Below are 24340 nucleotides of genomic sequence, written 5' to 3' on the forward strand. Positions count from 1 at the left end.
CCGCGGTCGATCATCTCCGCGTAGGACTGTAGTCGGTCACCTGTTGATCACCGCTGAAGAAGCCGCTCGCCGAGTCCAGGTAGGCGTCGACGCTCGGGTCTCCCGACGACGACGTCTCGTCCGCCATCATCTCGTACCGCTGCGCGTTGTGGGCACTCGCGATCCCCGGATCCTGCTGTTCCGGGTTGACGCCGCCCAGTCGCGGGGCGTCACCCTGGACCGTCGTCCAGTTGGCCGAGTCCGGGTTCCCCTGTCCGTCGAGCCGGGCGACCGGATCCTCGTTGAACTCCATCGAGAGGACCTGCACGTCATCGGGGATGTCGAAGCGTGCGATCGGCGAACCCGCCGTGACGACGTGCGTGACGTTGTAGCCGAAGTCCGGGTCCGAGGCCAGCGACCCGGCCGTGATCCCGCCGAGGCTGAAGCCCTCGAGCATCACCGGGTCCGTCGGAGGGATGCCGGCGGCGGCCATCGCGTCCTTCACCGCCTGGCCGAGCGCCGTCTGTTCACCCTGCATGGCAGCGATGTCCGAGGTGAGGTCGTTCGAGATCGCGCCACCGTGCGGATCCCAGACCTGCGTGCTCGGGATCTGCACGATCCAGCTCGGCGGCGGTCCGGCCGACTGGATCACGCGGATGTTGCTGAGCTCCTCCTCACCCTTGTCGATGTCCGCCGAACCCTGCAGGAGGTCGCCGAGGTCGGTGACGGTTCGGTCCCGAGGCACGGCGAGCGGCTGTGAGGGGTCGTCGGGATCCATGGCGAGGCCGCCCTGCCCGTCGTCGAAGAGGCCGAACCGGCCGCCACCGGTGGCGATGGCATCGATCGCCTGCTCATAGGTGAGCGGCGGCCAGCCCTGGCCGGTGACGACCGACATGAGTCCGTTGAAGCCGGGCAACAGCCCGGGGAGGAAGGTGAGGCCGGCCAGGAGACCTGGGGCACCGTCCGTGAGGATGTCCTCGATCCACGCGTTGTCGCCCAGCCATTCGTTGGCGGCCTGACCTGCGATCGGAGCGAGTTCCTGCAGTCTCGCGAGTGCGTCCGCGTACGTCGCGGCGGTCCGATCGATGACCTCCTGCGGAGAGTAGGCGGCGATCGAGTTGGCGGTGAACAGTCCCGCGACGCCGGCCGGCGACAGCAGCAGCCAGGGGTTGTCGCCGATCTGGTCGAGCGTCTGCTGGGCACCCTCGACCAGCGAGTCGACACCCTCGACCACGATGTTGACGCCTGCCACGGTGAGCATCCACGCCCCGCCCACCACCGCCACGCCCGCCGCTGCGACGAGGCCGACCGGCACCGCGAGGACGCCGATGACGAAGGCGACGCCGTTGTGGAGGGCGACCGTCGCCGCGGCGATCAGTTGGTCGGCGGTCTCGTAGGCGACGACGGCGCCCTCGAGGAAGACGGCGGAGACGCCGGTCTCGGTCGCGACGAGGAGGAGGGAACCGGAGGCGAGGACGATGGCGCCTTCCGCGGCCGCCCCCGTCACCGGGGACAGGATCATGGACTCGAGCAGATCGCCGTCGACCGCCTTCGCAGCGGCCGTGCCCGAACGCCCGATCAGCTCGGTCGACAACGTGGCGAGTTGCTGCGCCTGCAGCCGCATGTCGTCGAGCTTCGCGCCGACGCCGCCGGCTCCACCGGAGACCGTGATGCCGCTCATGCCCGTGCTCCCTGGATGGTCGCGGCGATCGCCAACACCTCGGCGACGATGTCCGCGCGACGGACGGCCCGGAGCGAGACCCGGGTCCCCTCGGCGACGGTGGACGGGTCCATCCCCGCCGCTTCGACGTCCGGAGTGTCGACCGACACGGCGACCCAGCCGTCGGCACCACGGAGCCACGTGTCCGTCCACCGTCTCATGGGCTCCCCGATCCGGGAGAGTGCGTCGAGCCGGAAACCGCCGTCGATCCGCTGGGCGACGCCGCCGAGGAGCACCGCGGCCTGCGGGCTGTGGAGCTGTTCGACGACCGCGCCGACGACGTCAGGTCGGTCCTGGCGGAGCGCGAGGACGAGCGCCTCGGCGTCCGCGAGCGGGAGGACGACCACCTCGGTCGAACGACCCCGCGCGTCGGGGACGTCGTGGAGCGCGGAGAGGGGTCGCAGGAGTTGCTGGGCCAGCCCGGCGGTGTCGAAGGCGCGGATCTCGACGGCGTCCTCGTCGCGCGCGGCCGTGCCGTGCTCGGCGACGGACGCGTCCGAGTGGTCGACCCGCTGCGTCCGCAACAGCGCCAGAGCGTGCGCGCCGATCACGGAGACGGACTGGATCGCCGTCCGGTCGAGGGTCCAGCAGGAGGCGTCGACGGCCGCCGTCGCGAACTGCGGCATCGACAGGAAGGCGGCGAAGTCGGGATCGACGTCAGCGGTGAGGTCGTCCGGGAGGCCGTCGTCGCCGCGGGCGAGGAGCCGCCGCTCCCGGAGCCGCGCGACGGCTCGCTGCTCGCGCTCACGGACTTCGGCGGGCGACACGTCCGAACCCCATTCGGTGTGGAAGGCGGGTGGCAGCACGATGTGCGGGGTGCGGTGCTCCAGGACGTGGAGTTCGTCCGCGGTCAGCAGGAAGGCTGCCGCGGCCGGAGCCGGGCGGGTACGGGTCATGGGCATCAGGGAGTCCATCCTCGGCTGCGGTAGAGGTCTGCAAGGTCCAGCCAGCTGCGGTCACCGGGTGTCGGAAGCGATGGCGTGGAGGCGACGATGTCCTTGGCCTGGTGCACGAGGAAGTCCGGGACCTCCTGGCCGAAGAACTCGAACACCTTCGCGGCGCCGTCCTTGACGGTCTCGACCGCGCCGGAGACGAGGTTCACCGCGTCGTTCCAGCGGTCGCCCACCCAACGCGCGGCATCTTCGATGAGCTGCTTCACGTGTTCGACGGCGGTCGCGTGCGCGTCGAGCTTGTCGGCCGCGTCGTCGAGCTGCGTCGCCGAGTTCTCGAGCGAGACCGCCCGGGTGCCGAGCTGCTCGATGAAGGTCTCCGCCGCGGTGGAGGTCCACGCGAGCTCGGCGGCTGAGCGGAGGTCCCCGGCGCGGCTACGGACCTCGGTCGCGAGGGTTCGTAGCTCCGTCGCGCGGAGGCGGATCTGTTGGGTGTCGCCGTACACTGCTCGCTCCTCGTCGCGTGGTGCTGCGTCGCTGTCGCCGTGGGTCGCCTTCGCCGGAAAACCCGCGCGCCCTCACCGACACCTGGTCGGGAGGGCGCGCAGAGCGAAGCCGACGGTGGTGACTACTGGCCGGCGCCGGCAGCGAGCGCTGCGTCGGTCTGCTCGAGCGTGGTCACGGCGTTGTTGAGGTAGCCCGACAGCTTGTCGAGGTGCTGGATCGTGACCGTCGCGCTCTGCGTGAAGGCCGTGTAGGTCTCGTTGAAGGTGCCGGACGCGGTGTCGGTCTGGAACCCGGAGGACACGAGGTTGTTGATGAGGGTCTGGAGGCGGTTGAGCGTGGTCTCGACCTCGCCCTTACCCGTCGTCAGGTTGACGGCGGCCTGCTTGATCTCGCTGTAGTTGACGTTGATGTTGGCCATGAGTCTTGCTCCTTCGTTGTGGTCACCGGCACCGTCGGTGCCTTCATCATGTAACCACAACGCCTCCCGGGAGCACATGGGGAGCACTCCCCATGCAGTCCCCACCCAGGGACGACGCCGCTCAGGCGACGGGGAACTCGGGCGCGATCGGCAGCTGCACGCGCGACAGCGCACCGCGGTTCGCGTAGATCCCGCGCCCCTGCGGGAAGTCCTTGCGCGCGAGCCTGGGGAAGGTCGTCCGGAGGACGAGGTCGCCCTCCATCTGCTCCGGCTGCAGCAGGATGCCCCGCCTGGCGCTCTTGATCTCGCCCATGAGCGGCCAGGACGACGACCAGCCCGACACCTCGTTCTCGGCGATCACGAGATGGTCGCTGCGTTTGATGGCCTTGATGAGCTCCACGAGCGGCGGGTCGGCGATGCCGTTGAGGTAGTCCGACAGCGTCTCGATGACGACGACCGTCCGGCCGGTCACCGTCTCGGACGCGATCGCCGCGGACAGCGCCTTCGCCTGCTCGGCGATCGTCTCGGGGGTGACGGCCGACTCGTCGAAGCGCAGCTCCCGCAGCAGTTCCGAGCGCTTGGAACCGAAGTAGACGAAGCGCGTCGCCGGATCGAAGCGTCGCATGGCGCCGACCAGGGATGCGACGGCGTTCGTCCGACCGCTGCCGGGAGGGCCGCCGACGAGGAACGCCCCGGACGGGTCGAACCCGATCGGTGCGAGGTCGGCGTCGCCGATCCCGAGCACAGGGCGGTCGCCGACGCGCTCGGGCAGCTCGCGCGCCTCGATCTCCTTCGGCAGCGCGCCGATCGGCGGGGCCGTGATCGTGGCTCCCGCGCGCGACATCGCCTCCGCGAGCCGGACCGTCGCGACCGACTGGTCCGAGAGCACCGGCGAACCACCGAGGATCGCGACCTGGACCTCGAGGCCGTCGACGATCGCCCGGCCGGCGGGCGACTCGGGGCCGAGGATGTCCTTCGGCACGCCGAGGAGCTGGTAGCCGGTCTCGTCCGCGAGGCGCAGCACCACGCGCCGCTGCACACCGGAGCTGATGTTCGTCGGGACGGAGCCCGGGCGGTCGGCCGAGAACGCGATGTTCACGCCGAGCTGCCGGCCGTCGGTGATGAGCTGCTGGAACAGCGTGTACCAGGAGGACAGGCCGAGCGTCGTCTCGTACTCCTGCCGGAAGGACTGGAAGCCGTCGACGAGCAACAGGATGCGGCGCTCGTCGTTGCGACCCGAGACGCGGCGGTAGTCGGTGATCGAGGACGCGTTCGCCTCGGCGTACCGGACGCTGCGCTCGTCGACGATCTCCTTGATCCGGCGGAGCAGTCGGATGACGCGCTCCTGGTCGTCGCCGGGGATGATCGAGCCGACGTGCGGCAAGGCCTCCAGCATGCGGAGGCTGCCCGCGCCGAAGTCGAGGCCGTACACCTCGACCGGACCGCCACGCGGCGTGATGCCAGCCGCCGTGGCGAGGGTGCGCAGGACCGTGCTCTTGCCCGATCCGCCGGTGCCGAACACGGCGATGTGGCCGTCGACGTCCGGCCGGAAGTAGACCGGGCGCTGCTCCTGCGAGTCCGGGAGGTCGGCGACACCGATGAGCAGTTCGGCGTCGGACCGCTGACGGAGCTTGCTGAGGTCGTAGACGGGCGCCAGCTCGTCGAGCCAGGGCCGTCGTGGCGCCGGGATCGATGCCCGGTCGGCTGCGGCGATGATGCTCGCGACGAGCCGCTGCTGGTCGGTGGGGCCGAGGTCGCGCTCCTCCTCGGCGTCGGCAGCGCGGGGCTCCTCCCAGCGCGTCTCGCCGCCGAAGCGCAGCTCCCGGACCTCGATGTCGGAGCGCTTGGGCTCGTCGCTCGTCCAGCCACCCGCATAGCCGGACTGGAAGATGCTCAGGCGGCCGGGACCGGTCTTCGCGATGCCTCGCCCGGGGACACCCGGGTCGAAGTGCGCCGCGTCCTTGACCCCGACCACGTCCTGGCTGTCGGACTCGTCGGCCATGCGCAGCGCGACGCGGAGGTTGGTGTTCGCGCGCAGGTTGTCCTTGATGACGCCGGCAGGCCGCTGGGTCGCCATGATGAGGTGGATCCCGAGCGAGCGACCGCGCTGGGCGATGTCGACGACGCCGTCGACGAACTCCGGGACCTCGCCGACGAGCGCCGCGAACTCGTCGATGACGAGGACGAGGGCGGGCGGCGAGTCCGGGTCGCCCCGCTTCTCGAGCTCGAGGAGGTCCTTGGCCTTCTTCCGGTTGAGCAGGTGCTCGCGGAAGTGCAGCTCGGCGCGGAGGCTCGTGAGCGCCCGGCGGACGAGGTGCGGGCTGAGGTCGGTGACGAGTCCGACGCAGTGCGGGAGCGTCACGCAGTCCGCGAAGGCCGAACCGCCCTTGTAGTCGACGAAGAGGAACGAGACGCGGTCGGGGCTGTACTCGGCCGCCATCCCGAGCACCCAGGCCTGCAGGAACTCGCTCTTACCGGCACCCGTCGTCCCGCCGACGAGGGCATGGGGGCCCTGGGCACGGAGGTCGAGGTGCATGGCGTCGACACCGCCCGATCCGACGGTCGCGCGCAGCTGGCCGGCCCGCCGGGGCTTCGGCGGGAGCCCCGGCGTGCGGTCGTGGATCGAGGAGTTCTGCCGCCAGCGGTCGACCACGGCGTCGCTCGAGGTCGTGAGCTCCGGCCCGAGCAGCGTCACCATCGACACCGACCGCGGCAGGTCGCTCGAGTCCTCGACGAGGGCACCGGCGTCGATCACCGAGGCCATGCGTCGCGCGTAGTCGAGGGCCGTCACCGGGTCGACGAACTCCGGGCGGGCGTCGTCGACGGAGTAGCCGAGGCGGACCATGCCGACCGTCGCCGGTGCGTCGACGCCGGCCCCGGCCTCCGGCACCTGCAGGAAGGTGCGGCAGGCGGCGGGGAGTGAGACGACGTCGTCGGCGATCCAGATCGGGAAGACACCCGCGTCCGCCGCGATCTCGGCGAGCTGGACGAGGCGTGCGCGGTCGACGCCGACGTCGTCGGAGATGAGCAGGACGATCGCGGGGATCGGGGACTTCGTGCCGGTGTCGTTGGAGCTCTTGGTCCCGATCTCCGCGCCGCGCTCCTGGGCCGCCTGCTTCTCGGAGATGGCTCCGCGTCGGGCGTCGCCTGCCCGGGCCGCCTGCAGGCGGGTCTGGACGAGTTCCTCGATCGCGGCCAGCAGCAGGTTGCCGCTCGACACGCTGTCGGCGAGGTGACCGACGTCGAGCGGGCTGTTCGGCGAGGACGCGTGCGGGAGCCACTTGACCCACGAGAGGGCGTTCGACCACGCGGGCGAGACGATCGCCGAGACGACGACCTCGGCCGGCGAGTGGAGGGCGGTGAGCTGGACGAGGATGCCGTTCACGGCTCCACCGGCGGTCTGCGGTGAACCGGCGATGCCGAGCGCGCCGGCGTCGTAGAGGTTGTCGATGATCGGCACGTCGGCGACGGTCGCGTACTGGTCTTTGAGCTTCTCGAGTCGCTCCTGGAACTCCGGGAGGAAGCTGTCGCGCGCCTTCGCCGAGACCTCGTTGCGCGAGGGCATCGTGCCGACGCCGAGCCGGAGGTTCAGGAAGGACCAGTGCTCGGGGCGCCTGGTCCACAGCAGCGGCCCCCGCGTGAGCGCGTGCTTGAGCGCCTCCGAGGTGGACGGCGCCTCGCGCATGCGGACGTCGTGCTCGATCTCGCGTTCCGCCGCGAGCTGCTTGCCGAGGGACTCGAGCCGCTCGTCGAAGATCTTGATCTGCTGCTTGAGCTTGCGCTTGTTGCGCCCGCGACCGGTGAAGTAGTTGCCGATGAGCATCAGCGGCGTCATGGCGATGAAGATGAGCGACAGCGGGTTCTTCGTGAAGAAGTACATCGCGCCACCGAGGAGCATGGGCGTGAGCATGCCGAGGAGTGGGAACGGCTGGTTCTCGCGCTCGGTCGGCGGCTCGGGGGCGGGGAAGGTCTCCCCCGCGTAGCGCTGTTCGACGCGCGGCGAGCGGTTGAAGTACACCGGCCCGGCCTTCGGGACGACACCCGCACGGCCGACGGTCCCGGCGAACCCGATCTCGACCTCGGTGTCGCCGATGAGCACGCGCTCGGGTTCGATGACCTTGAGTCGAGGCACGATGCCACCGTCGACGACGATGCCGTTGGCGGCGCCGAGGTCGACGAGTTCGATCTCGCCGCCGACCTCGAGGCGTGCGTGACGCTTCGAGACGAGCGGGTCGTCGAGGACGATGTCGCAGCTCGCCTCACGTCCGATGGTCCAGCTGCCGGCCGGCAGGGTGAACTCACGGCCCGCGTCGTCGCCGGAGAGGACCCTGACCACGGCGACCGCGGGAGCCTGGCCCGTGCGCGCCGCGGAGTAGTAGACCCCCGCGTCGGCGAGCTCGATGACGGCACCCGAACCGACCCAGGCCTCGCCGATGGGGGCCTCCGGCGGGAGTGGGAGGGTCTCGGTCGACCCCGGCAAGCGCGCGTGCAGCGTGAAGTCGGCGTTCGCGGAATCGGGCCCCTGCGGGTCGACGCGCGCGATGGTCGACGCGACCTCGGCGATGCTCGCCGCCGCGTCCGTCGTCACGACGATGTCGGCGGACGACCCCGACGGCCTGGTCAACGTCAGCTTGATGCGCATGCAGGATCCCCTTGGAAGTGCGGGCCGCTCGACGCGACCTCGATCAGCCTAGCGACGACGGAGCGAGCCAGGATCCGGAGTGTGCCGTGTCCGACGTCCGACCGGATCAGTCGGTCTGTGGACGGACGATCTGATCGACGTTCGTCACCGACGACTCCTTCGGAGCGGGATCGAACAGCCCGACGGCGGGATCAGCAGTCGCGCAGTCGAGGTTCGGCAAGCCGACGATGGCGTCGAGGACGGTCCGGCCGTCCTCAGTGCGCTCGAGGCGGTACTCCGCTCCGGCCGTGTCGAAGGAGTCCGGAGGAGTGCCTTGGGGCGACGACCAGTCCAGCGCGACGCATGCCTGGACGCTCGCACTTCGACCGTCCGCCGACACCTCGACGCTCTGTGGTTCCAGCGGCTGCGGCCCAGGGTGCACGTCGGTCCGCTCTCCGGCCTCGACACGATCCCGCGCGCCGCGCCAGGCGGCCGACCGCACCTCGTACGTCGTCGATTCGACCAGCTCCGGCAATTCGAAGTCGTTGCGGTTCTGTGCCACGGCGAGGGCGGTCAGCGCCGACCGAGCCGCTTGAACCCAAGCATCCTGTTCGAATTCGCCCGAAGGCTCGCCGTCAGCCCAGACGACCTCCGGGACCCCCTGATCCGACTGTTCCGCCGGAGTCGGCGTGCAGCCGGCGAGCGTGATGAGCAGCGCGACGGCTGCGGCCGAGCCACCGATCCTCACTCCGGCACTCATCCGGCCTCCGCCGCGCCACTCGCCCGACCGTAGGCGAGGTCGTAGACCCCGGCCAGTGTGTCGTAGGTGGTTCCGCTGGACAGCGGGTCCAACGCCCGGTTCAGCGCGACTTCGTTCGTCCTGAACCAGGCGTCCAGCTCGTCCGCATCCATGCCAGTCGGGTCGGGCACTCCGTCAGGCTGCCTGACGGACCACACCAGCTGCGCAGTTTGGATTCGGAGGACCTGGCGATCGGCGACTCCCCCCTCACCTTGGGCCTCAGAAAGCTCCGCATGGTTGGTGGCGAACGTCGAGACGTCGTGGGCTTCTGCAGCATCGATGAGCTGACCGAGCAGATAGTCCTGCGCGATATCGGCGGCACCGCCGAGCCCAGGCACGGGGATCAGGCCCACGGCGTCCGCCAGTAAGCCGATCGCTTCCTCAACGGCCTCATCTTGACGGGTCGCCTCGCCGAGCGCAGCGCCGTCCGCTGCACCGTCGAGCATGCCCTGGAGAATGGCGATGCGTTGCGTGAGGCCGGGCACCGATGCGTTCTCTGCGGTTGCTGCTTCGGAGAGGCCCACCTGATAGTTCGTCACGACGGTACTCAAGGCTTCTGCGCCCGCAGCGTGATCTCCCGCTACGCCGAAGACCTCGGCGAAGATTTCTCGCGACACCCTCGCATACTCCCGAGGGTCGCCGGATCCGAAGACGGGGGACTCGAGTGTTGAACCCCCGTCATCGCCCATGCCCGACAGCGGATCCTCGACGAAGCCGGGAATCTGCGGCGCCAAAGCCGCAACCATCTTGACCGAAGCGATCTCGCTAACGTTCTCGGTAACGAACTGCTCGTTCCTTGCAAGCGCCTCCATGATGTCATGCGTCAGCTGTGCGCTGTCGTGCCAGACCTGCGGTGAATTGTTCGTTCCGTCCGGCAGTGTGACGCTGCCGTCACCAGGTCCGCCCGGCGCATGTTGCGAGCCGGCCCACAGACCGGAAGGGCCCTCGAACTGGTCGTACGTCGACCAGTCCCGCTCTCCATACCAGTAGTCGACGCGGTTCTCGCCGAGCTTGCCTTCGCCGGTGACGCCGTCGTCCTCGGCGCTCGTCAACCACTCGAGCGCTTCAGCGGGGTATGCCCCGAGAGTCTCCAACACCCGCCCCGCCATGTCGACGACCCGGAGCCCGGAAAGCCCCGTCTGTTCCTCCTCGAGCAGCGCGAGCGTCGTGCCGCCGGGCAGTGGCGACGAGTCCTGCCAGATCTGGTAGTTCCCGCGTTCCGCGGCATCGATCATGTCCGCGAGCGCGAGGGTGGTCGTAACACCGATCGGCGCGTTGGTGGGGTCACCGAAGAGGAAACCGATCGCAGCGGGGTCACCGCCGACCATCGTGCTCGCTTGGGACATCATCTCCTCGGCGAACTCCTGCCCGGTGAGCGGGGTCCACCGTTGCGAGCCGACGGACAACCCGCCGCGGACACTCTGGGCGAGCGCCAACGCCGCGGCGGCCGGGACGCTGCCGTCCACCACACCACGGCCAAGCTCGTCGATGAGGCTGACGACGTTCTCGCCGCCCATGTCGCGATTCATCTGGGCCATCACCTGCGGGTTCTTGCCGTACAGGTCGTAGAGCGTCTGCAGGTTCGAGACGTCCGCCTCGGAATAGTCGCCGGAGGCGATCTGGTTCCCGAGCTCGGCCATCGCCTGTGCCACCGCGCTCGGCGTCAGCGAGCCGGAGTCGGTGATGCCGATGGCGGCGAGTGCCTGACGCTGTGCCTCCCAGGCGGTGGCGTTCGGCGGGGTCAATGCGAGCACCAGGGTGCTGTCAGCCAGGGTGCGCTCATCGGCCAACCCCTCGAGCGCGCTGCGGGCCAGCGTGAGGTCTCCCATCGCCGCCTGTTCCTGCAGCTGGCGGTGCTGCGCCTGCTCCGGCGTCGGGCCACCTGCGGGGTCCGCGTATTGGCGGTTGATGACCTGGTTCGACTCGAACATGGTCTGCTTCACCGACGTCGCACGTGTGGCGATTCCGGACACGGTCTCGGAGTACGCGCCGATGGCCGTCCGAGCTGCGCTCAGGGCGGTGGTGACCGCATCGATCGTGGCCACCGGAGTGTCGAGGGAGGCCGTCCAGGTGACCGGGGCGTCTCCGCTCCAGACCTCCGCGGTCATGCCCGCCTGCGAGTTGGTCGTGACCGTGCGAGCCTCGCCGAGCGTCGTCTCCACGGTCTGCAGGCCGGTCGCGGCCGTTCCGAGCGATCCGGCGTCGAAGAGTCCCGGATCCTCCCTCGTCCAGTTACCCATCAGTTGGCTCCTTCATCCAGCAGTGCCTCGGTCTCCTGCCACGTGGCCGCGGCGTCCCTGGCGATCTGCGCAGCGTTCGTGATCTGACCCGACGCGAGCATCGTCTGCACCGTCGCCCACATGGCGAAGCTCTCCGCGGCACCAGAGACACTCGAGCTGGAGCTGCCACTCAGGTCGACGGCAACCTCGGTCGGAAGGCTGTATCCGCTCGTCTCCAGTCCGGACGCGATCGTCCGAATGGCTTCGACGTCGACGAAGAGCTGATCCCCGGCCATAGTTCCCCTTGGGTCGTCACTGAATCGGCGACCGTCTGAGAGTCACCGACAGCGGGTTTCGCCCCGCCGGCCACCAGCGTATCCGAGAGCTCGGGAGGCGACGATGGGGAGCACTCCCCATGCCCGACGACGTTCTCAGCCGACGACGACGCGGATCGGGAACTCGCCGATCCCGATGGTCGACCCGGCTTCCGCGACGTAGGCCTCGCCTGGCTGGCAGACGGTGACCGCGCCGGACGCGTCCGTGATCGTCGTGCCGTTCGTGGAGTGCAGGTCCGTCACGCGGAGCGACCGTCGTCCGGGTACGACGACCGTGTGCGTCTTCGAGACGGACATCCGTGGGTCGACGAGTGAGCGGAGCTCGGCGTCGGGCTGTTCCGGCCGTGCCGAGGGGTTGCGTCCGAGCAGGAGTGGCCCCCGGAGCGGGATGCGCTCGCCGTCGGGCAGCTCGAGCGCGAAGTCCCCGGCTCGCAGCGACGCCGAGACGACGGTGGCACCGAGATCCGCTTCCGGCGTCGGGATCACGGCGTCCGCCACCGGCCGCGCCGGCGCCGGAGCGTTCGGCTCCGGCGCACCCGGGGATGCCGGTGCACCGGCGAACAGTCCCGGGGGAACGGTGATCTGCAGCTCCGGAGGGACCGAGGACGTCGATGCGGCCGGGGCGCGTGTCTGAGCGGGTGCGACCGGCGGCTCGCGGAACTGCGGCTCGGCAGCAGGTGGCTCGACGACGACCGGCGTCGGTTCAGGCGCGGAGCCCGCGGGAGCCCACGTCGGTTCGGGAGCCGGAGCTGCGGGAGCCGGGGCCCCAGGGACCGAAGTCTCGGGAACGGCACGCTCGGGAGCCGGCACCTGAGCAGCCGGAGCCTCGAAGACCGGAACCGGCTCGGCGGACGTCGGGGTCGAGACGGCAGGGGATGGTGTCGGCGCATCGGCGGTCATCGGACCCCATCCCGGGGAGACCGGTCCGTCCGTGACGGGGACGTATGTGGGCGCACCTGCAGGAGACGCTTCTGCGCTCGTCGGCGCCGCTGCGGGACGCGGAGCGAGGACGGTCCGAGCGCCGTGCACGCGCAGGGTGGCGGAGGCGCCGGGGTCGGACTCGGTCGCCAGCTCGGCGAGCGCGCGCAGGAAGGTCAGGAACGGCTCCTGTCCGAGCAACGAGCGCTGACGCCGGCGCTTCTGGACGCCGTGCTGCATGATGAACGTCGCGGCGGCCGTTCCCCGTGCGGACGGGGCGGTCGTGATCGCGAACGCGAGCAGTGGAGCCGGATCGTCGACCGAGACGACCCGCAGGCGGATGTCCGCGCTCGTCCCACCGTCGATCGCGACGTAGTGCCTGGTCTGCTGCGCATCCTCACCGGAGGCGGCGACCGCACGTTGGACGAGCGCGACGACGTCGTCGGCGGTCCCCGCGAGGTCGAGATCCAGACCGGTGTCGGTCAGGTCGGGTGATCTCATCGGTGGTTCCTCCCCAAGCGCCGTCGGCCGACGACGGCAACGGATCGATTATCGCCTACGCCGTCGCCCTCGTGGGGAGGGACGAGAGGCGCACCTCGCGCGAACCGGGGCGGACGTCGCATCGGCTCACTGTGCGTCGTGCTCCCACGGCCAGCGCGGGGTCGGACGTCGGCCGGTCGACGACGTCGCGACGGCGGCGGCAGCGAGGACGATGACGACCGCCAGCACCCCGACGGTGACCGAGAACGGCCCGGTCAGTGTCGTCACGGCGAAGGCGGCGGCGTCCGCTCCGTCCCGGCTCGCGATCGCGTCGAACACGCCGCCGCTCAGGCCGTACGCGAGCCAGGCGAGGAGCCCCGCGAGGACCGCGGAGCCGACCGAGACGCGCAGCGGTGTGCGGCGCGTCTCACGGATGATCGCCCAGAGGACCACGATCGTGGCGACCACGACCATGAGCGGACCGGTCAGCGGGCCGGCATCCCGGTCGGTCACGACGTCGAGGTCCGCCAGCAGGCTGATGAACCCGAACGCGCAGACGACGAGCGCCACGTAGGTGACCGCCGCGAACGGGGCGATCCACCAGGGACCGCGCGCTCCGTCCGCGTCACCGGTCATGCTCAGCGGGCGGTCGTCGGTCCGGCTTCGAGGACGCGCTCGTACTCGGCGCGGGCCTCGAGGTTCGCCTCGCGCACCTTGCGGCCGCGGGCGGCGATCCAGCCACCGAGCCAGACGGGGATCTCGCGGGCGACGACGAAGGCGAGGACCGGCCCGAAGGTGAAGGCGACACCCGTGACTTCGGCGAGGATCTCGTCGACGCTGAGGGTCCACGCGCGCTCCTGGATCAGGAACCCGCCGACCCACGCGAGGAAGACGACCAGGCCGATGATGAAGCCGCCGAGCACCCAGTGCACCCAGCCGGAACGGTTCACGATGGTCGCCGTGACGACCCAGGCCAGGAAGAAGCCTGCGGCGGCCATGAGGAACGGCCAGCTCGTGGCGATCTGGATGAGGTTCTCGACGAACGTGCCGTCGCCTTCCAGCACCAGCTGAAGGCCCGCGACGGCTGCTGCGTAGAGGGCGGCGAAGATGATGGTGCCGAGGAGACCGATGAGGATGCCGAAGCCGCGGTTGCCGCGGACCTCCGGCTCGGACGGCGCCTGGACGTACAGCGGGAAGGCCTGCTGCTGCTCGGTCTCCGCTGCGGTGGCGGTCTCGGTCGCGCCGGAGCGGGCGACCGGCTCGTAGGCCGCGGCGGGGTACGGGTGGGCACCGGTGTCGGCCTGTCGGGTGGTCGCCGTCGACGTCGGGGTACCGGAGGTGTCGTCGTCGTCGAAGTCGATGTTCGAGTACGCGCGCTGCGGCGTGTGCGGCTGGTACGGGCGGGTCTCCCGCACGCCGGCATCCGACGCCGTGTCGTCGCGGTTGGCGACCCGACGGTCGTCGACGACCGGGTCCGCTCCGACGCCGTCCGCCGTGGTGATGATGTCCTGCTGCACGGTGTCCTCGGAGAGGATGTCCCGCTCAGCTCCGGGCCGCTCGGCCACGGACTGCTCGGACGCGGTCGCCGGACGCTCGGAGCCAGCCGCGGTCTGGGCAGCCGCCGGAGTGCTCGGGTCGGTCGGCGATCCGGGCTCGGGGTTCTGGGTGCTCATCGCGTACTCCTTCGGCGGAAGCCAGTTCAGGAGCGCCCTCACGGCGCTCCGCTCGCCACGGTAGCAAGCCGGGGCACCGATGCCCGGCAAGCTCGCCGGGACTCGCGCACTCCCGTCGACGCGATTCAGGTCTGATTCATATCCGGAGGAAACGGTCTCCTCAGCTCCGCGCGCTTGAGTGGGAGCGATAACAGACACCTGTCGGATCACTGCCGATCCCGCGACGCCGATCCCCCGACGGCGCATCCCCTGGAAAGGCCCCATGCCCGAGCAACTCCCCCACGACCGTCACGTCGATTCCCGCTCACCCTTCACGCGGCTCTCCTCCCGCTACCGCGCCCTCCCCCTGCGCGGGCGACGCGTGGTCGCCGGTACCGCTGCCGGAGCCGTCCTCCTCCTCGCCACCGCGGTGATCACCCCGGTCGCGCTGCAGCACTCCGACGCGACCGGATCCGAGCCGGCCGCGCAGGCTCTGGACGGGACGACGTCCACGGTCCCGGCCTCCACGGTCAACGCCACGGCGGTCACCGCGATCTCCGCCACGACCGGATCCGTCGCAGGCGGGAGCACCCTGACCGTGAGCGGTGTCGACGTGGACGGCGTGACCCGCGTCGTGTTCGGCGAGGAGGAAGCCCGGATCCTGTCGGCGACGAGCACCGAGGTGACCGTCGCCGTGCCGGCAGCCACCGGCTTCTCCCCCGCCGACGTCGGCATCGCCGTCTACGCGGACGATCTCCGGGTCGACGGTGATGCGCTGAGCTACAGCTACGACATCACGAGCCCCGTCGACGCGCAGATGGCCTACGTGTTCACGCACTGGAACGACTACAACCTGGCTGAATACGGCTCACTGGTCGACACCGACTGCGCGAACTTCGCCAGCCAGAGTCTGCTGGAACGCGGGTGGACGATGGACGAGGACTGGTGGGCCGAGGGGACCGGCGACGACTTCGACTTCTCGAAGGCCTGGGTCAGCTCGACGTTCTTCATGAACTACGTCGAGGAGCACCCCGAGCTCGCCACCGCTCTCGACGACACGCAGCGCAACCAGGTCAAGGTCGGTGACATCGTGCAGTTCGACTGGGACAACAGCGGCGACCGCGACCACACGGGCATCGTGTCGAAGGTCGAGACCACCGACGCCGGCACCCAGGTGTACTACGCGGGGCACACCGACGACACCGACTACCGCACCGTTGACGAGGCGATCACCGTCATCCACCCCGGCGCCTCCGTGTACTACTGGAGCATCGCCTAGCCCGCCCGCTCGGTTCACAACTCAGGACGTCATCGGCATGTCGGCCCCGCTCACTCTCGTTCGAGCGGGACGCGCCGGACTCGTCCTGAATTGCGAACGGGACGCCGGTGTCAGGCGGGGAAGAGCGTGGAGACGATCGCCTGGGTCCAGCCGCTGATGTTGGTGTTCGACCAGCGCGTGGCGATCCAGGTACCGTCCCGCACGAAGTGACGTTCGCCGTACGTACCGGCGTCCTCCGAGACCTCGGTGAAGCACATCGTTCCGCCGGTCTCCTCGGAGCAGGTGAAGCCTGCCTCGTTCATCCGCGCGATCACCGACGCCTGGGTCGCAGCGTCGATGGAGAGGAGATTGGTGGTGATGCCCACGTCGCCGCCACCGCTCGCCTTCACCAGGGCACAGTTCAGACGGTCGGTGTTCGACGAGATCACTGCCACGAGGGCGCTGTCGTTCGAACCGAAGAAGTCGGTGGCGAGTTCCGGCAGTGACCATTCCGGGTTCAAGGCGAGGAAGCCGTCTGCGGTGAGTGAGTCGATGTAGCCGGCGGGGAAGAGCTGCGTGCATTCGGTCGGACGCACCGGTGCGGCAGGGGTCTCAGCGGTGTCCGTCGTGGTCGGAGCAGGAGTGGAGCCGGCGGTCGCCGTCGCACTCGGTGTACGGGTCGAGTCGGCGGCGGGGGTGCCGCCTGGGCCGACGACCAGGAGCCCGATGACGACGATGAGCGCGATCGCCAGCACGCCGGCGAGCACACTCAGGCCGATGACGACCGGATTGCGCTTCCGCTTGGGTGCCGGAGCGCCGTAGCGGACGTCTGGCTGCACCGGGGTCGCGTCCGGCTCCAGCGGCTGGAACTGGCCGGTGGGCTGCTCGGGCTGATCACTCATCGGACCAGCATGTCGTGCAGAGACCCGCCACACAACTCACCGATGCCCGATTCGTTCGCCCATTCCGGGGCGAACGGGCATTCGCTCGCCCAGGAATGGGCGAACGAACGACGGAGGGCCCGTCCCGATCGAGAAACGATCGGGACGGGCCCTCCGGGTGAGTCGTTCAGCCCTAGTTGTAGTTACCGGGGGTGAAGTCGTCGGAGCTGAAGCTGTCGAAGTCGACGAAGCTCAGGTCGGACTCGTTGAACGCGCCGTCCTCACCGAAGATGCGGTTCGGGTAACGCTCCGCCTTCGCCTCCTCGGTCGCCTCGACCGTCACGTTGCGGTAGCGCGCCAGGCCGGTACCGGCCGGGATGAGCTTACCGATGATGACGTTCTCCTTGAGGCCGACCAGCGGGTCGCTCTTGCCTTCCATCGCGGCCTGCGTGAGGACACGCGTGGTCTCCTGGAAGGAAGCGGCCGACAGCCACGACTCGGTCGCGAGGGACGCCTTGGTGATACCCATGACCTCCTGGCGAGCCGATGCGGTGCGACGACCCTCCGACACGGCCGAGCGGTTGAGCTCGGCGTAGCGCAGGCGGTCGACGAGCTCGCCGGGCAGCAGGTCGGTGTCGCCGTGGTCGACGACGGTCACCTTCCGCAGCATCTGGCGCACGATGACCTCGATGTGCTTGTCGTGGATCGGGACACCCTGCGAGCGGTACACGCCCTGGACGCCACCGACGAGGTGCTTCTGGACCTCGCGGACGCCCTGCACGCGCAGGACCTCCTTGGGGTCGACCGCACCGACGTGGATCTTCTGACCGAGCTCGACGTGCTGTCCGTCCTCGACGAGGAGGACCGCACGCTTCAGCACCGGGTAGACGACCGGCTCGTCGCCGTTGTCGGGCGTCAGGATGACCTTACGAGCCTTGTCGTTCTCGTCGATCGTGATGCGACCGGCGGCCTCGGCGATCGGGGTCGCACCCTTGGGGGTACGAGCCTCGAACAGCTCCTGCACGCGGGGCAGACCCTGCGTGATGTCGTCCGCCGATGCCGAACCACCCGTGTGGAAGGTACGCATCGTCAGCTGGGTACCGGGCTCACCGATCGACTGGGCCGCGATGATGCCGACGGCCTCGCCGATGTCGACGAGCTTGCCCGTGGCGAGCGAGCGGCCGTAGCAGGCTGCACACACACCGACGGTCGACTCGCAGGTCAGGACCGAGCGCACCTTGATGTTCTCGACACCCGCGGAGACGAGCTTGTCGATGAGCACGTCACCGACGTCCTCGCCGGCCTCGGCGACGACCTCACCCTTCGGGTTGACCGCGGCTGCGGCCAGCGAACGGGCGAACACGGAGTTCTCCACGTTCGGGTCGCGCACGAGCTCACCCGAGCTGTCGGCGTTCGCGATCGCGAGCTCGAGACCCTTGGTCGTGCCGCAGTCGTCTTCGCGGATGATGACATCCTGCGAGACGTCGACGAGACGACGCGTGAGGTATCCCGAGTCGGCGGTACGGAGCGCCGTGTCGGCCAGACCCTTACGAGCACCGTGGGTCGCGATGAAGTACTCCGCGACCGACAGGCCCTCACGGTAGGAGGAGATGATCGGGCGAGGGATGATCTCACCCTTCGGGTTGTTCACCAGGCCTCGCATACCCGCGATGTTGCGGATCTGCAGCCAGTTACCACGAGCACCCGACGACACCATGCGGTTGATGGTGTTGTCCGCCGGGAAGTTCGCGCGCATGGCCTCGGCGACCTTCTCGGTGGCCTCCGTCCAGATCTTGATGAGCTCCTGACGACGCTCGGCATCCGTGGTCAGACCCTTGTCGAACTGGCTCTGGACCTTGGCGGCCTGCTTCTCGTAGCCCTGCACGATCTCGCGCTTGTTCGGCGGGGTCAGGACGTCGCTGAGCGCAACGGTCACACCGGAACGCGTCGCCCAGTGGAAACCGGCGTCCTTGATGTTGTCGAGCGTGGCGGCGACGACCGTCTTCGGGTACCGCTCCGCGAGGTCGTTGACGATCGAGGACAGCTTGCCCTTGTCCGCCACGTCTTCCACGTAGGGGTAGTCCGCCGGCAGCGCCTCGTTGAAGAGTGCGCGACCGAGGGTCGTCTCGACGAGTGCGACACCCGAGCCCTCGTAGCCCTCGGGACCCGTGCCCTCGGCGAACGTCACGTCGGTCAGACGGATGCGCACCTTGGCGTTGAGGTCGAGCGAGCCCTGGTCCTTCGCGAGGATGGCCTCGGCGACGGACGAGAAGGCACGGCCCTCACCCTCGACACCCTCCTTGAGGGTGGTCAGGTGGTGGAGGCCGATGATCATGTCCTGCGTGGGCAGGGTGACCGGGCGGCCGTCGGACGGCTTCAGGATGTTGTTCGACGCGAGCATCAGGATGCGCGCCTCGGCCTGGGCCTCGACGGAGAGCGGGAGGTGGACAGCCATCTGGTCGCCGTCGAAGTCCGCGTTGAACGCGGCACAGACGAGCGGGTGCAGCTGGATGGCCTTGCCCTCGACGAGCTGAGGCTCGAACGCCTGGATGCCGAGACGGTGCAGCGTTGGCGCACGGTTCAGCAGCACGGGACGCTCGCGGATGATCTCCTCCAACACGTCCCAGACCTCGGGACGGCTGCGCTCGACCATGCGCTTCGCGGCCTTGATGTTCTGAGCGTGGCTCAGGTCGATCAGGCGCTTGATGACGAACGGCTTGAAGAGCTCCAGCGCCATCTGCTTGGGCAGACCACACTGGTGCAGCTTCAGCTGCGGGCCGACGATGATGACCGAACGGCCCGAGTAGTCGACGCGCTTGCCGAGCAGGTTCTGGCGGAATCGACCCTGCTTCCCCTTCAGCATGTCGCTGAGGGACTTCAGGGCACGGTTGCCGGTACCGGTGACGGGGCGACCACGACGACCGTTGTCGAACAGTGCGTCGACGGCCTCCTGCAGCATCCGCTTCTCGTTGTTGACGATGATCTCGGGAGCCCCGAGGTCGAGCAGACGACGCAGACGGTTGTTGCGGTTGATCACACGACGGTAGAGGTCGTTGAGGTCGGAGGTCGCGAAGCGGCCACCGTCGAGCTGCACCATCGGGCGGAGCTCCGGCGGGATGACCGGGACCACGTCGAGGACCATCGCGGCCGGCGAGTTGCCGGTGATGAGGAACGAGTTGACCACGCGCAGACGCTTGATGGCGCGGATCTTCTTCTGACCCTTGCCCTCCGCGATCTGGTGGTGGAGCAGCTCGGACTCGGCCGCGAGGTCGAAGGACAGCAGGCGCTTCTTGACCGCCTCGGCACCCATGTAGGCCTCGAAGTACAGGCCGAAGCGGTCCTGCAGCTCGTGGAACACGGAGTCCTCGGGCTTGAGGTCGCCGACCTTGAGGTTGCGGAAGTCCTCCCAGACGCGCTCGAGGTGAGCGATCTGCTCGTCGTAGGACTTGCGGGTCTGGCTCATCTCCTTCTCAGCGGCGTCCTTGGTGCGACGCTTCTGCTCGCTCTTGGCGCCTTCCTCCTCGAGGGCGACGAGGTCGTCCTCGAGCTTCTTCAGGCGGTCCGCGATGCGCGAGTCGCGCTGGTCGCCGAGCGTCTTGATCTCGAGACGGAGCTCGTTCTCAAGGCCGGGCATGTCCTGGTGACGTGCGTCCTCGTCCACATCGATGACCATGTAGGCCGCGAAGTAGATGACCTTCTCGAGGTCCTTGGGCGCCATGTCCAGCAGGTAGCCGAGGCGCGACGGGACACCCTTGAAGTACCAGATGTGCGTGACCGGGGCGGCGAGTTCGATGTGGCCCATGCGCTCACGGCGCACCGACGACTTCGTGACCTCGACACCGCAGCGCTCGCACACGATGCCCTTGAAGCGGACCCGCTTGTACTTGCCGCAGGCGCACTCCCAGTCGCGGGAAGGACCGAAGATCTGCTCACCGAACAGACCGTCCTTCTCGGGCTTGAGGGTGCGGTAGTTGATGGTCTCGGGCTTCTTGACCTCTCCGTGCGACCAGGCACGGATGTCGTCTGCGGTGGCCAGACCAATGCGAAGCTCGTCAAAAGTTGTGACGTCGAGCAATGTATCTCCTATGAAAGGTTTCGTCAGTCTCTACAGTGGTCAGGCTTAGATCTCGTCGATGGACGACGACTCGAACCTGGAGGAAATGTTGATCCCGAGCTCCTCGGCGGCGCGGAACGCGTCGTCGTCGGTGTCGCGCAGGCTCACCGCGGTGCCGTCGGCCGAGAGGACCTCGACGTTCAAGCACAGCGACTGCATCTCCTTGATGAGCACCTTGAAGCTCTCGGGGATACCCGGCTCCTGGATGTTCTCGCCCTTGACGATGGCCTCGTACACCTTGACGCGGCCGAGGATGTCGTCGGACTTGATGGTCAGGAGCTCCTGGAGCGCGTACGCGGCTCCATAGGCCTCGAGGGCCCAGACCTCCATCTCACCGAAGCGCTGTCCACCGAACTGAGCCTTACCACCGAGCGGCTGCTGCGTGATCATCGAGTACGGACCCGTCGAACGCGCGTGGATCTTGTCGTCCACGAGGTGGTGCAGCTTGAGGATGTACATGTAGCCGACCGAGACCGGTGCCGGGAACGGCTCGCCGGAGCGGCCGTCGAACAGACGGGCCTTTCCGGAGGAACCGATGAGGCGGTCGCCGTCGCGGGTGACGTTGGTCGAGTCGAGCAGACCGGCGATCTCCTCCTCGGAGGCGCCATCGAACACCGGGGTCGCGACCTTGGTGTTCGGCTCGGCCGAGTGCGCGGCAGCCGGGAGCTTCTTGGCCCAGCTGGGCTTGCCCTCGACGTTCCAGCCCTGCTTCGCGATCCACCCCAGGTGGATCTCGAGGACCTGACCGAAGTTCATTCGACCGGGGATGCCGAGCGGGTTGAGGATGACGTCGACCGGCGTGCCGTCCTCGAGGAACGGCATGTCCTCGACGGGCAGGATCTTCGCGATGACACCCTTGTTGCCGTGACGGCCGGCGAGCTTGTCGCCCTCGGTGATCTTGCGCTTCTGGGCGATGTAGACGACCACACGCTGGTTGACGCCCGAGCCGAGCTCGTCGTCGCCGTCCTGTGCGTCGAACACCTTGACGGCGATGATCGTGCCGGCTTCACCGTGGGGAACCTTCAGCGAGGTGTCGCGGACTTCGCGGCTCTTCTCGTTGAAGATGGCGCGGAGCAGGCGCTCCTCGGCGGAGAGCTCGGTCTCGCCCTTCGGCGTGACCTTGCCGACGAGGATGTCGCCGGGGCGGACCTCGGCACCGATGCGGATGATGCCGCGCTCGTCGAGGTCCTTGAGCAGCTCCGGGCTGACGTTCGGGAGATCACGGGTGATCTCCTCCTTGCCGAGCTTGGTGTCGCGGGCGTCGACCTCGTACTCCTCGATGTGGATCGAGGAGAGGACGTCGTCCTTCACCAGGTTCTGGCTGAGGATGATCGCGTCCTCGAAGTTGTGACCCTCCCACGTCATGAAGGCGACGAGGAGGTTCTTGCCGAGCGCGAGCTCGCCGTTCTCCGTGGCGGGGCCGTCGGCGATGACCTCGCCGGCCTCGATGCGTGCACCCTCGGAGACGATGACGCGGTTGTTGTAGCTCGTGCCCTGGTTGGAGCGGTCGAACTTGCGCAGGTAGTAGGTCTGCGTGCCACCCTCGTCGAGCTGGACGGTGACGGACTCGGCCGACACCTCCTGGACGACGCCGGCCTTGTCGGCGGTGACGACGTCACCCGCGTCGATGGCTGCGTAGCCCTCCATACCGGTACCGACGAGCGGCGAGTCCGACATGAGGAGCGGGACGGCCTGACGCTGCATGTTGGCACCCATGAGTGCGCGGTTCGCGTCGTCGTGCTCGAGGAACGGGATGAGGGAGGTCGCGACCGACACCATCTGGCGCGGGGAGACGTCCATGTAGCCGATCTCCTCGGACGGGATGAGGTCGACCTCGCCGCCCTTCTTCCGGGCGAGGACGCGGTCCTCCTGGAAGTGGCCGTCGCTCTTCAGCGGAGCGTTGGCCTGCGCGACGATGTAGTTGTCCTCTTCCATCGCGGTCAGGTAGTCGATGTCCTCGGTGACCCGGCCGTCGACGACGCGGCGGTACGGGGTCTCGATGAAACCGAACGAGTTGATCCGCGCGAACGATGCGAGCGAACCGATGAGGCCGATGTTCGGGCCTTCCGGGGTCTCGATCGGGCACATGCGGCCGTAGTGCGACGGGTGGACGTCTCGCACCTCGACGCCTGCACGCTCACGCGACAGACCACCGGGGCCGAGCGCCGAGAGGCGACGCTTGTGGGTCAGACCCGCGAGCGGGTTGTTCTGGTCCATGAACTGCGACAGCTGCGAGGTCCCGAAGAACTCCTTGATCGCGGCGACGACGGGGCGCACGTTGATCAGGGTCTGCGGCGTGATGGCCTCGATGTCCTGCGTGGTCATGCGCTCGCGGACGACGCGCTCCATGCGGGACAGACCGGTGCGGACCTGGTTCTGGATGAGCTCGCCGACGGCGCGGATGCGACGGTTGCCGAAGTTGTCGATGTCGTCCGTGTCGAGACGGAGGTCGACGGGCTTGCCGTTGCGGACACCCGGGAGGGTGGCCGTGCCGCGGTGCAGGGCGACGAGGTACTTGATCGTGGCGACGATGTCGTCGGTCGTCAGGACGGAGTCGCTGAGCGGCTTGTCGAGACCGAGCTTGTTGTTGATCTTGTACCGGCCGACCTTCGCGAGGTCGTAGCGCTTCGAGTTGAAGTAGAAGTTGTCGAGGAGCGCACGTGCGGCCTCGGCTGCGACCTGCTCGCCCGGACGGAGCTTGCGGTAGATGTCGCGGAGCGCGTCCTCCTTGGTGAGGATCGTGTCCTTCTCGAGGGTGAGCTCGATGGACTCGTAGCCCTTGAACTCCTCGAGGATCTCCTCGCTCGTCATGCCGAGCGCCTTGAGGAACACGGTGACGGACTGCTTGCGCTTGCGGTCGATGCGGACGCCGACCTGGTCGCGCTTGTCGATCTCGAACTCGAGCCAGGCACCGCGGCTCGGGATGACGCGAGCGGAGAAGATGTCCTTGTCGGAGGTCTTCTCCTGAGCCGACTCGAAGTACACGCCCGGGCTGCGGACGAGCTGCGAGACGACGACGCGCTCGGTGCCGTTGATGATGAAGGTACCGCGCTCGGTCATGAGCGGGAAGTCGCCCATGAAGACCGTCTGGGTCTTGATCTCACCGGTGAGGTGGTTCATGAACTCGGCCTCGACGTAGAGCGGGGCCGCGTACGTCTTGCCGCGTTCCTTGCACTCGTCGATGGAGTACTTCTCGGGCTCGAGGTACGGGTTGGCGAAGGAGAGCTGCATCGTCTCGCCGAGGTCCTCGATGGGCGAGATCTCCTCGAAGATCTCGTCGAGGCCGCTCTTCGTGGGCAGGTCCTGTCGGCCGGCCTGGGTGGCTTCTGCGACGCGTGCCTTCCACACGTCGTTGCCGACCAGCCAGTCGAAGCTCTCGGTCTGCAGAGCCAGGAGGTCTGGAACCGTGAGCGTGTCGGTGATCTTCGCGAACGAGAGGCGGGATGCTCCGCGGCCGTTCTTGGGTGAGTTGGTGGTTGCGTTGCGCGCAGCAGCCAAGGGGATAACCTCCGGAGGCCTGTTGGGGGCCGAGTTACTGGTCGTCAGTGG

General features: G+C 68.6%; 14 protein-coding genes and 1 pseudogene. 1 reads left to right on the forward strand and 14 read right to left on the reverse strand.

Annotated features, from left to right (window positions below):
* Positions 1-10: 10 nt before the first annotated feature.
* The 11 genes and pseudogenes from ACZZZB_RS04985 to ACZZZB_RS05035 all read right to left on the reverse strand — a co-directional run bounded on the left by ACZZZB_RS04985 (position 11) and on the right by ACZZZB_RS05035 (position 14559).
* Positions 11-1660: a hypothetical protein gene (locus ACZZZB_RS04985; RefSeq protein WP_463529107.1), complete on the reverse strand. Its 1650-nt coding sequence runs from the start codon at positions 1658-1660 to the stop codon at positions 11-13.
* Positions 1657-2601, reverse strand: coding sequence for a hypothetical protein (locus ACZZZB_RS04990; protein ID WP_463529108.1), 945 nt, complete (start codon positions 2599-2601; stop codon positions 1657-1659). The genes ACZZZB_RS04985 and ACZZZB_RS04990 overlap by 4 nt, the downstream gene beginning before the upstream one ends.
* Positions 2601-3098 (reverse strand): annotated as a pseudogene (locus ACZZZB_RS04995) (hypothetical protein); the annotation flags it as partial. The pseudogene ACZZZB_RS04995 and the gene ACZZZB_RS04990, both read right to left, overlap by 1 nt.
* 119 nt (positions 3099-3217) lie before the next feature.
* Positions 3218-3514 carry a WXG100 family type VII secretion target gene (locus ACZZZB_RS05000; RefSeq protein ID WP_056008215.1) on the reverse strand — a complete coding sequence of 99 codons (297 nt, stop codon included), beginning with the start codon at positions 3512-3514 and terminating at the stop codon, positions 3218-3220.
* A 121-nt stretch (positions 3515-3635) separates the two neighbouring features.
* Positions 3636-8156 (reverse strand): FtsK/SpoIIIE domain-containing protein, encoded by a 4521-nt coding sequence (locus tag ACZZZB_RS05005; protein ID WP_463529109.1) that lies wholly within the window; start codon positions 8154-8156, stop codon positions 3636-3638.
* Between the two features lie 106 nt (positions 8157-8262).
* Entirely contained in the window at positions 8263-8895 is a 633-nt protein-coding gene (locus ACZZZB_RS05010; RefSeq protein ID WP_463529110.1) for a hypothetical protein, read from the reverse strand.
* On the reverse strand, positions 8892-11096 hold the full coding sequence (locus ACZZZB_RS05015) for a hypothetical protein (protein ID WP_463529111.1): 2205 nt from the start codon (positions 11094-11096) through the stop codon (positions 8892-8894). Before ACZZZB_RS05015 ends, ACZZZB_RS05010 begins: the two co-directional genes overlap by 4 nt.
* 77 nt (positions 11097-11173) lie before the next feature.
* On the reverse strand, positions 11174-11449 hold the full coding sequence (locus tag ACZZZB_RS05020) for a hypothetical protein (RefSeq protein WP_085510231.1): 276 nt from the start codon (positions 11447-11449) through the stop codon (positions 11174-11176).
* Between the two features lie 135 nt (positions 11450-11584).
* Positions 11585-12907, reverse strand: coding sequence for an FHA domain-containing protein (locus ACZZZB_RS05025; protein WP_191940613.1), 1323 nt, complete (start codon positions 12905-12907; stop codon positions 11585-11587).
* A gap of 126 nt (positions 12908-13033) precedes the next feature.
* Positions 13034-13522 carry a DUF6121 family protein gene (locus ACZZZB_RS05030; RefSeq protein WP_191940612.1) on the reverse strand — a complete coding sequence of 163 codons (489 nt, stop codon included), beginning with the start codon at positions 13520-13522 and terminating at the stop codon, positions 13034-13036.
* Positions 13523-13524: 2 nt separating this feature from the next.
* Positions 13525-14559 (reverse strand): hypothetical protein, encoded by a 1035-nt coding sequence (locus ACZZZB_RS05035; protein WP_137242179.1) that lies wholly within the window; start codon positions 14557-14559, stop codon positions 13525-13527.
* 262 nt (positions 14560-14821) lie between these two features.
* Here ACZZZB_RS05035 and ACZZZB_RS05040 point away from each other — a divergent pair, with 262 nt between their 5' ends.
* On the forward strand, positions 14822-15817 hold the full coding sequence (locus tag ACZZZB_RS05040; protein ID WP_463529112.1) for an amidase domain-containing protein: 996 nt from the start codon (positions 14822-14824) through the stop codon (positions 15815-15817).
* 110 nt (positions 15818-15927) lie between these two features.
* Here the strand turns inward: ACZZZB_RS05040 and ACZZZB_RS05045 are convergent, their stop codons facing one another.
* From ACZZZB_RS05045 to rpoB, 3 genes are all read right to left on the reverse strand, one after another.
* Positions 15928-16698: a hypothetical protein gene (locus ACZZZB_RS05045; RefSeq protein ID WP_463529113.1), complete on the reverse strand. Its 771-nt coding sequence runs from the start codon at positions 16696-16698 to the stop codon at positions 15928-15930.
* Between the two features lie 172 nt (positions 16699-16870).
* Complete coding sequence (locus tag ACZZZB_RS05050; RefSeq protein WP_079705238.1) at positions 16871-20752, reverse strand: DNA-directed RNA polymerase subunit beta'; 3882 nt, start codon at positions 20750-20752, stop codon at positions 16871-16873.
* A 45-nt stretch (positions 20753-20797) separates the two neighbouring features.
* A complete protein-coding gene (gene rpoB, locus ACZZZB_RS05055; protein WP_079001671.1) occupies positions 20798-24289 on the reverse strand; it encodes a DNA-directed RNA polymerase subunit beta in 3492 nt (1163 codons plus the stop codon).
* Positions 24290-24340: the final 51 nt, after the last annotated feature.

This window comes from Plantibacter sp. AC185 (assembly GCF_979258065.1).

Coding starts and splice junctions, on each gene's coding strand:
- ACZZZB_RS05025 (WP_191940613.1), bottom strand. CDS start 12,907: ATGAGATCACCCGACCTGACCGACACCGGTCTGGATCTCGACCTCGCG.
- ACZZZB_RS05040 (WP_463529112.1), top strand. CDS start 14,822: ATGCCCGAGCAACTCCCCCACGACCGTCACGTCGATTCCCGCTCACCC.
- ACZZZB_RS05020 (WP_085510231.1), bottom strand. CDS start 11,449: ATGGCCGGGGATCAGCTCTTCGTCGACGTCGAAGCCATTCGGACGATC.
- ACZZZB_RS05045 (WP_463529113.1), bottom strand. CDS start 16,698: ATGAGTGATCAGCCCGAGCAGCCCACCGGCCAGTTCCAGCCGCTGGAG.
- ACZZZB_RS05005 (WP_463529109.1), bottom strand. CDS start 8,156: ATGCGCATCAAGCTGACGTTGACCAGGCCGTCGGGGTCGTCCGCCGAC.
- ACZZZB_RS04985 (WP_463529107.1), bottom strand. CDS start 1,660: ATGAGCGGCATCACGGTCTCCGGTGGAGCCGGCGGCGTCGGCGCGAAG.
- ACZZZB_RS05010 (WP_463529110.1), bottom strand. CDS start 8,895: ATGAGTGCCGGAGTGAGGATCGGTGGCTCGGCCGCAGCCGTCGCGCTG.
- ACZZZB_RS05035 (WP_137242179.1), bottom strand. CDS start 14,559: ATGAGCACCCAGAACCCCGAGCCCGGATCGCCGACCGACCCGAGCACT.
- ACZZZB_RS05000 (WP_056008215.1), bottom strand. CDS start 3,514: ATGGCCAACATCAACGTCAACTACAGCGAGATCAAGCAGGCCGCCGTC.
- ACZZZB_RS05030 (WP_191940612.1), bottom strand. CDS start 13,522: ATGACCGGTGACGCGGACGGAGCGCGCGGTCCCTGGTGGATCGCCCCG.
- ACZZZB_RS04990 (WP_463529108.1), bottom strand. CDS start 2,601: ATGCCCATGACCCGTACCCGCCCGGCTCCGGCCGCGGCAGCCTTCCTG.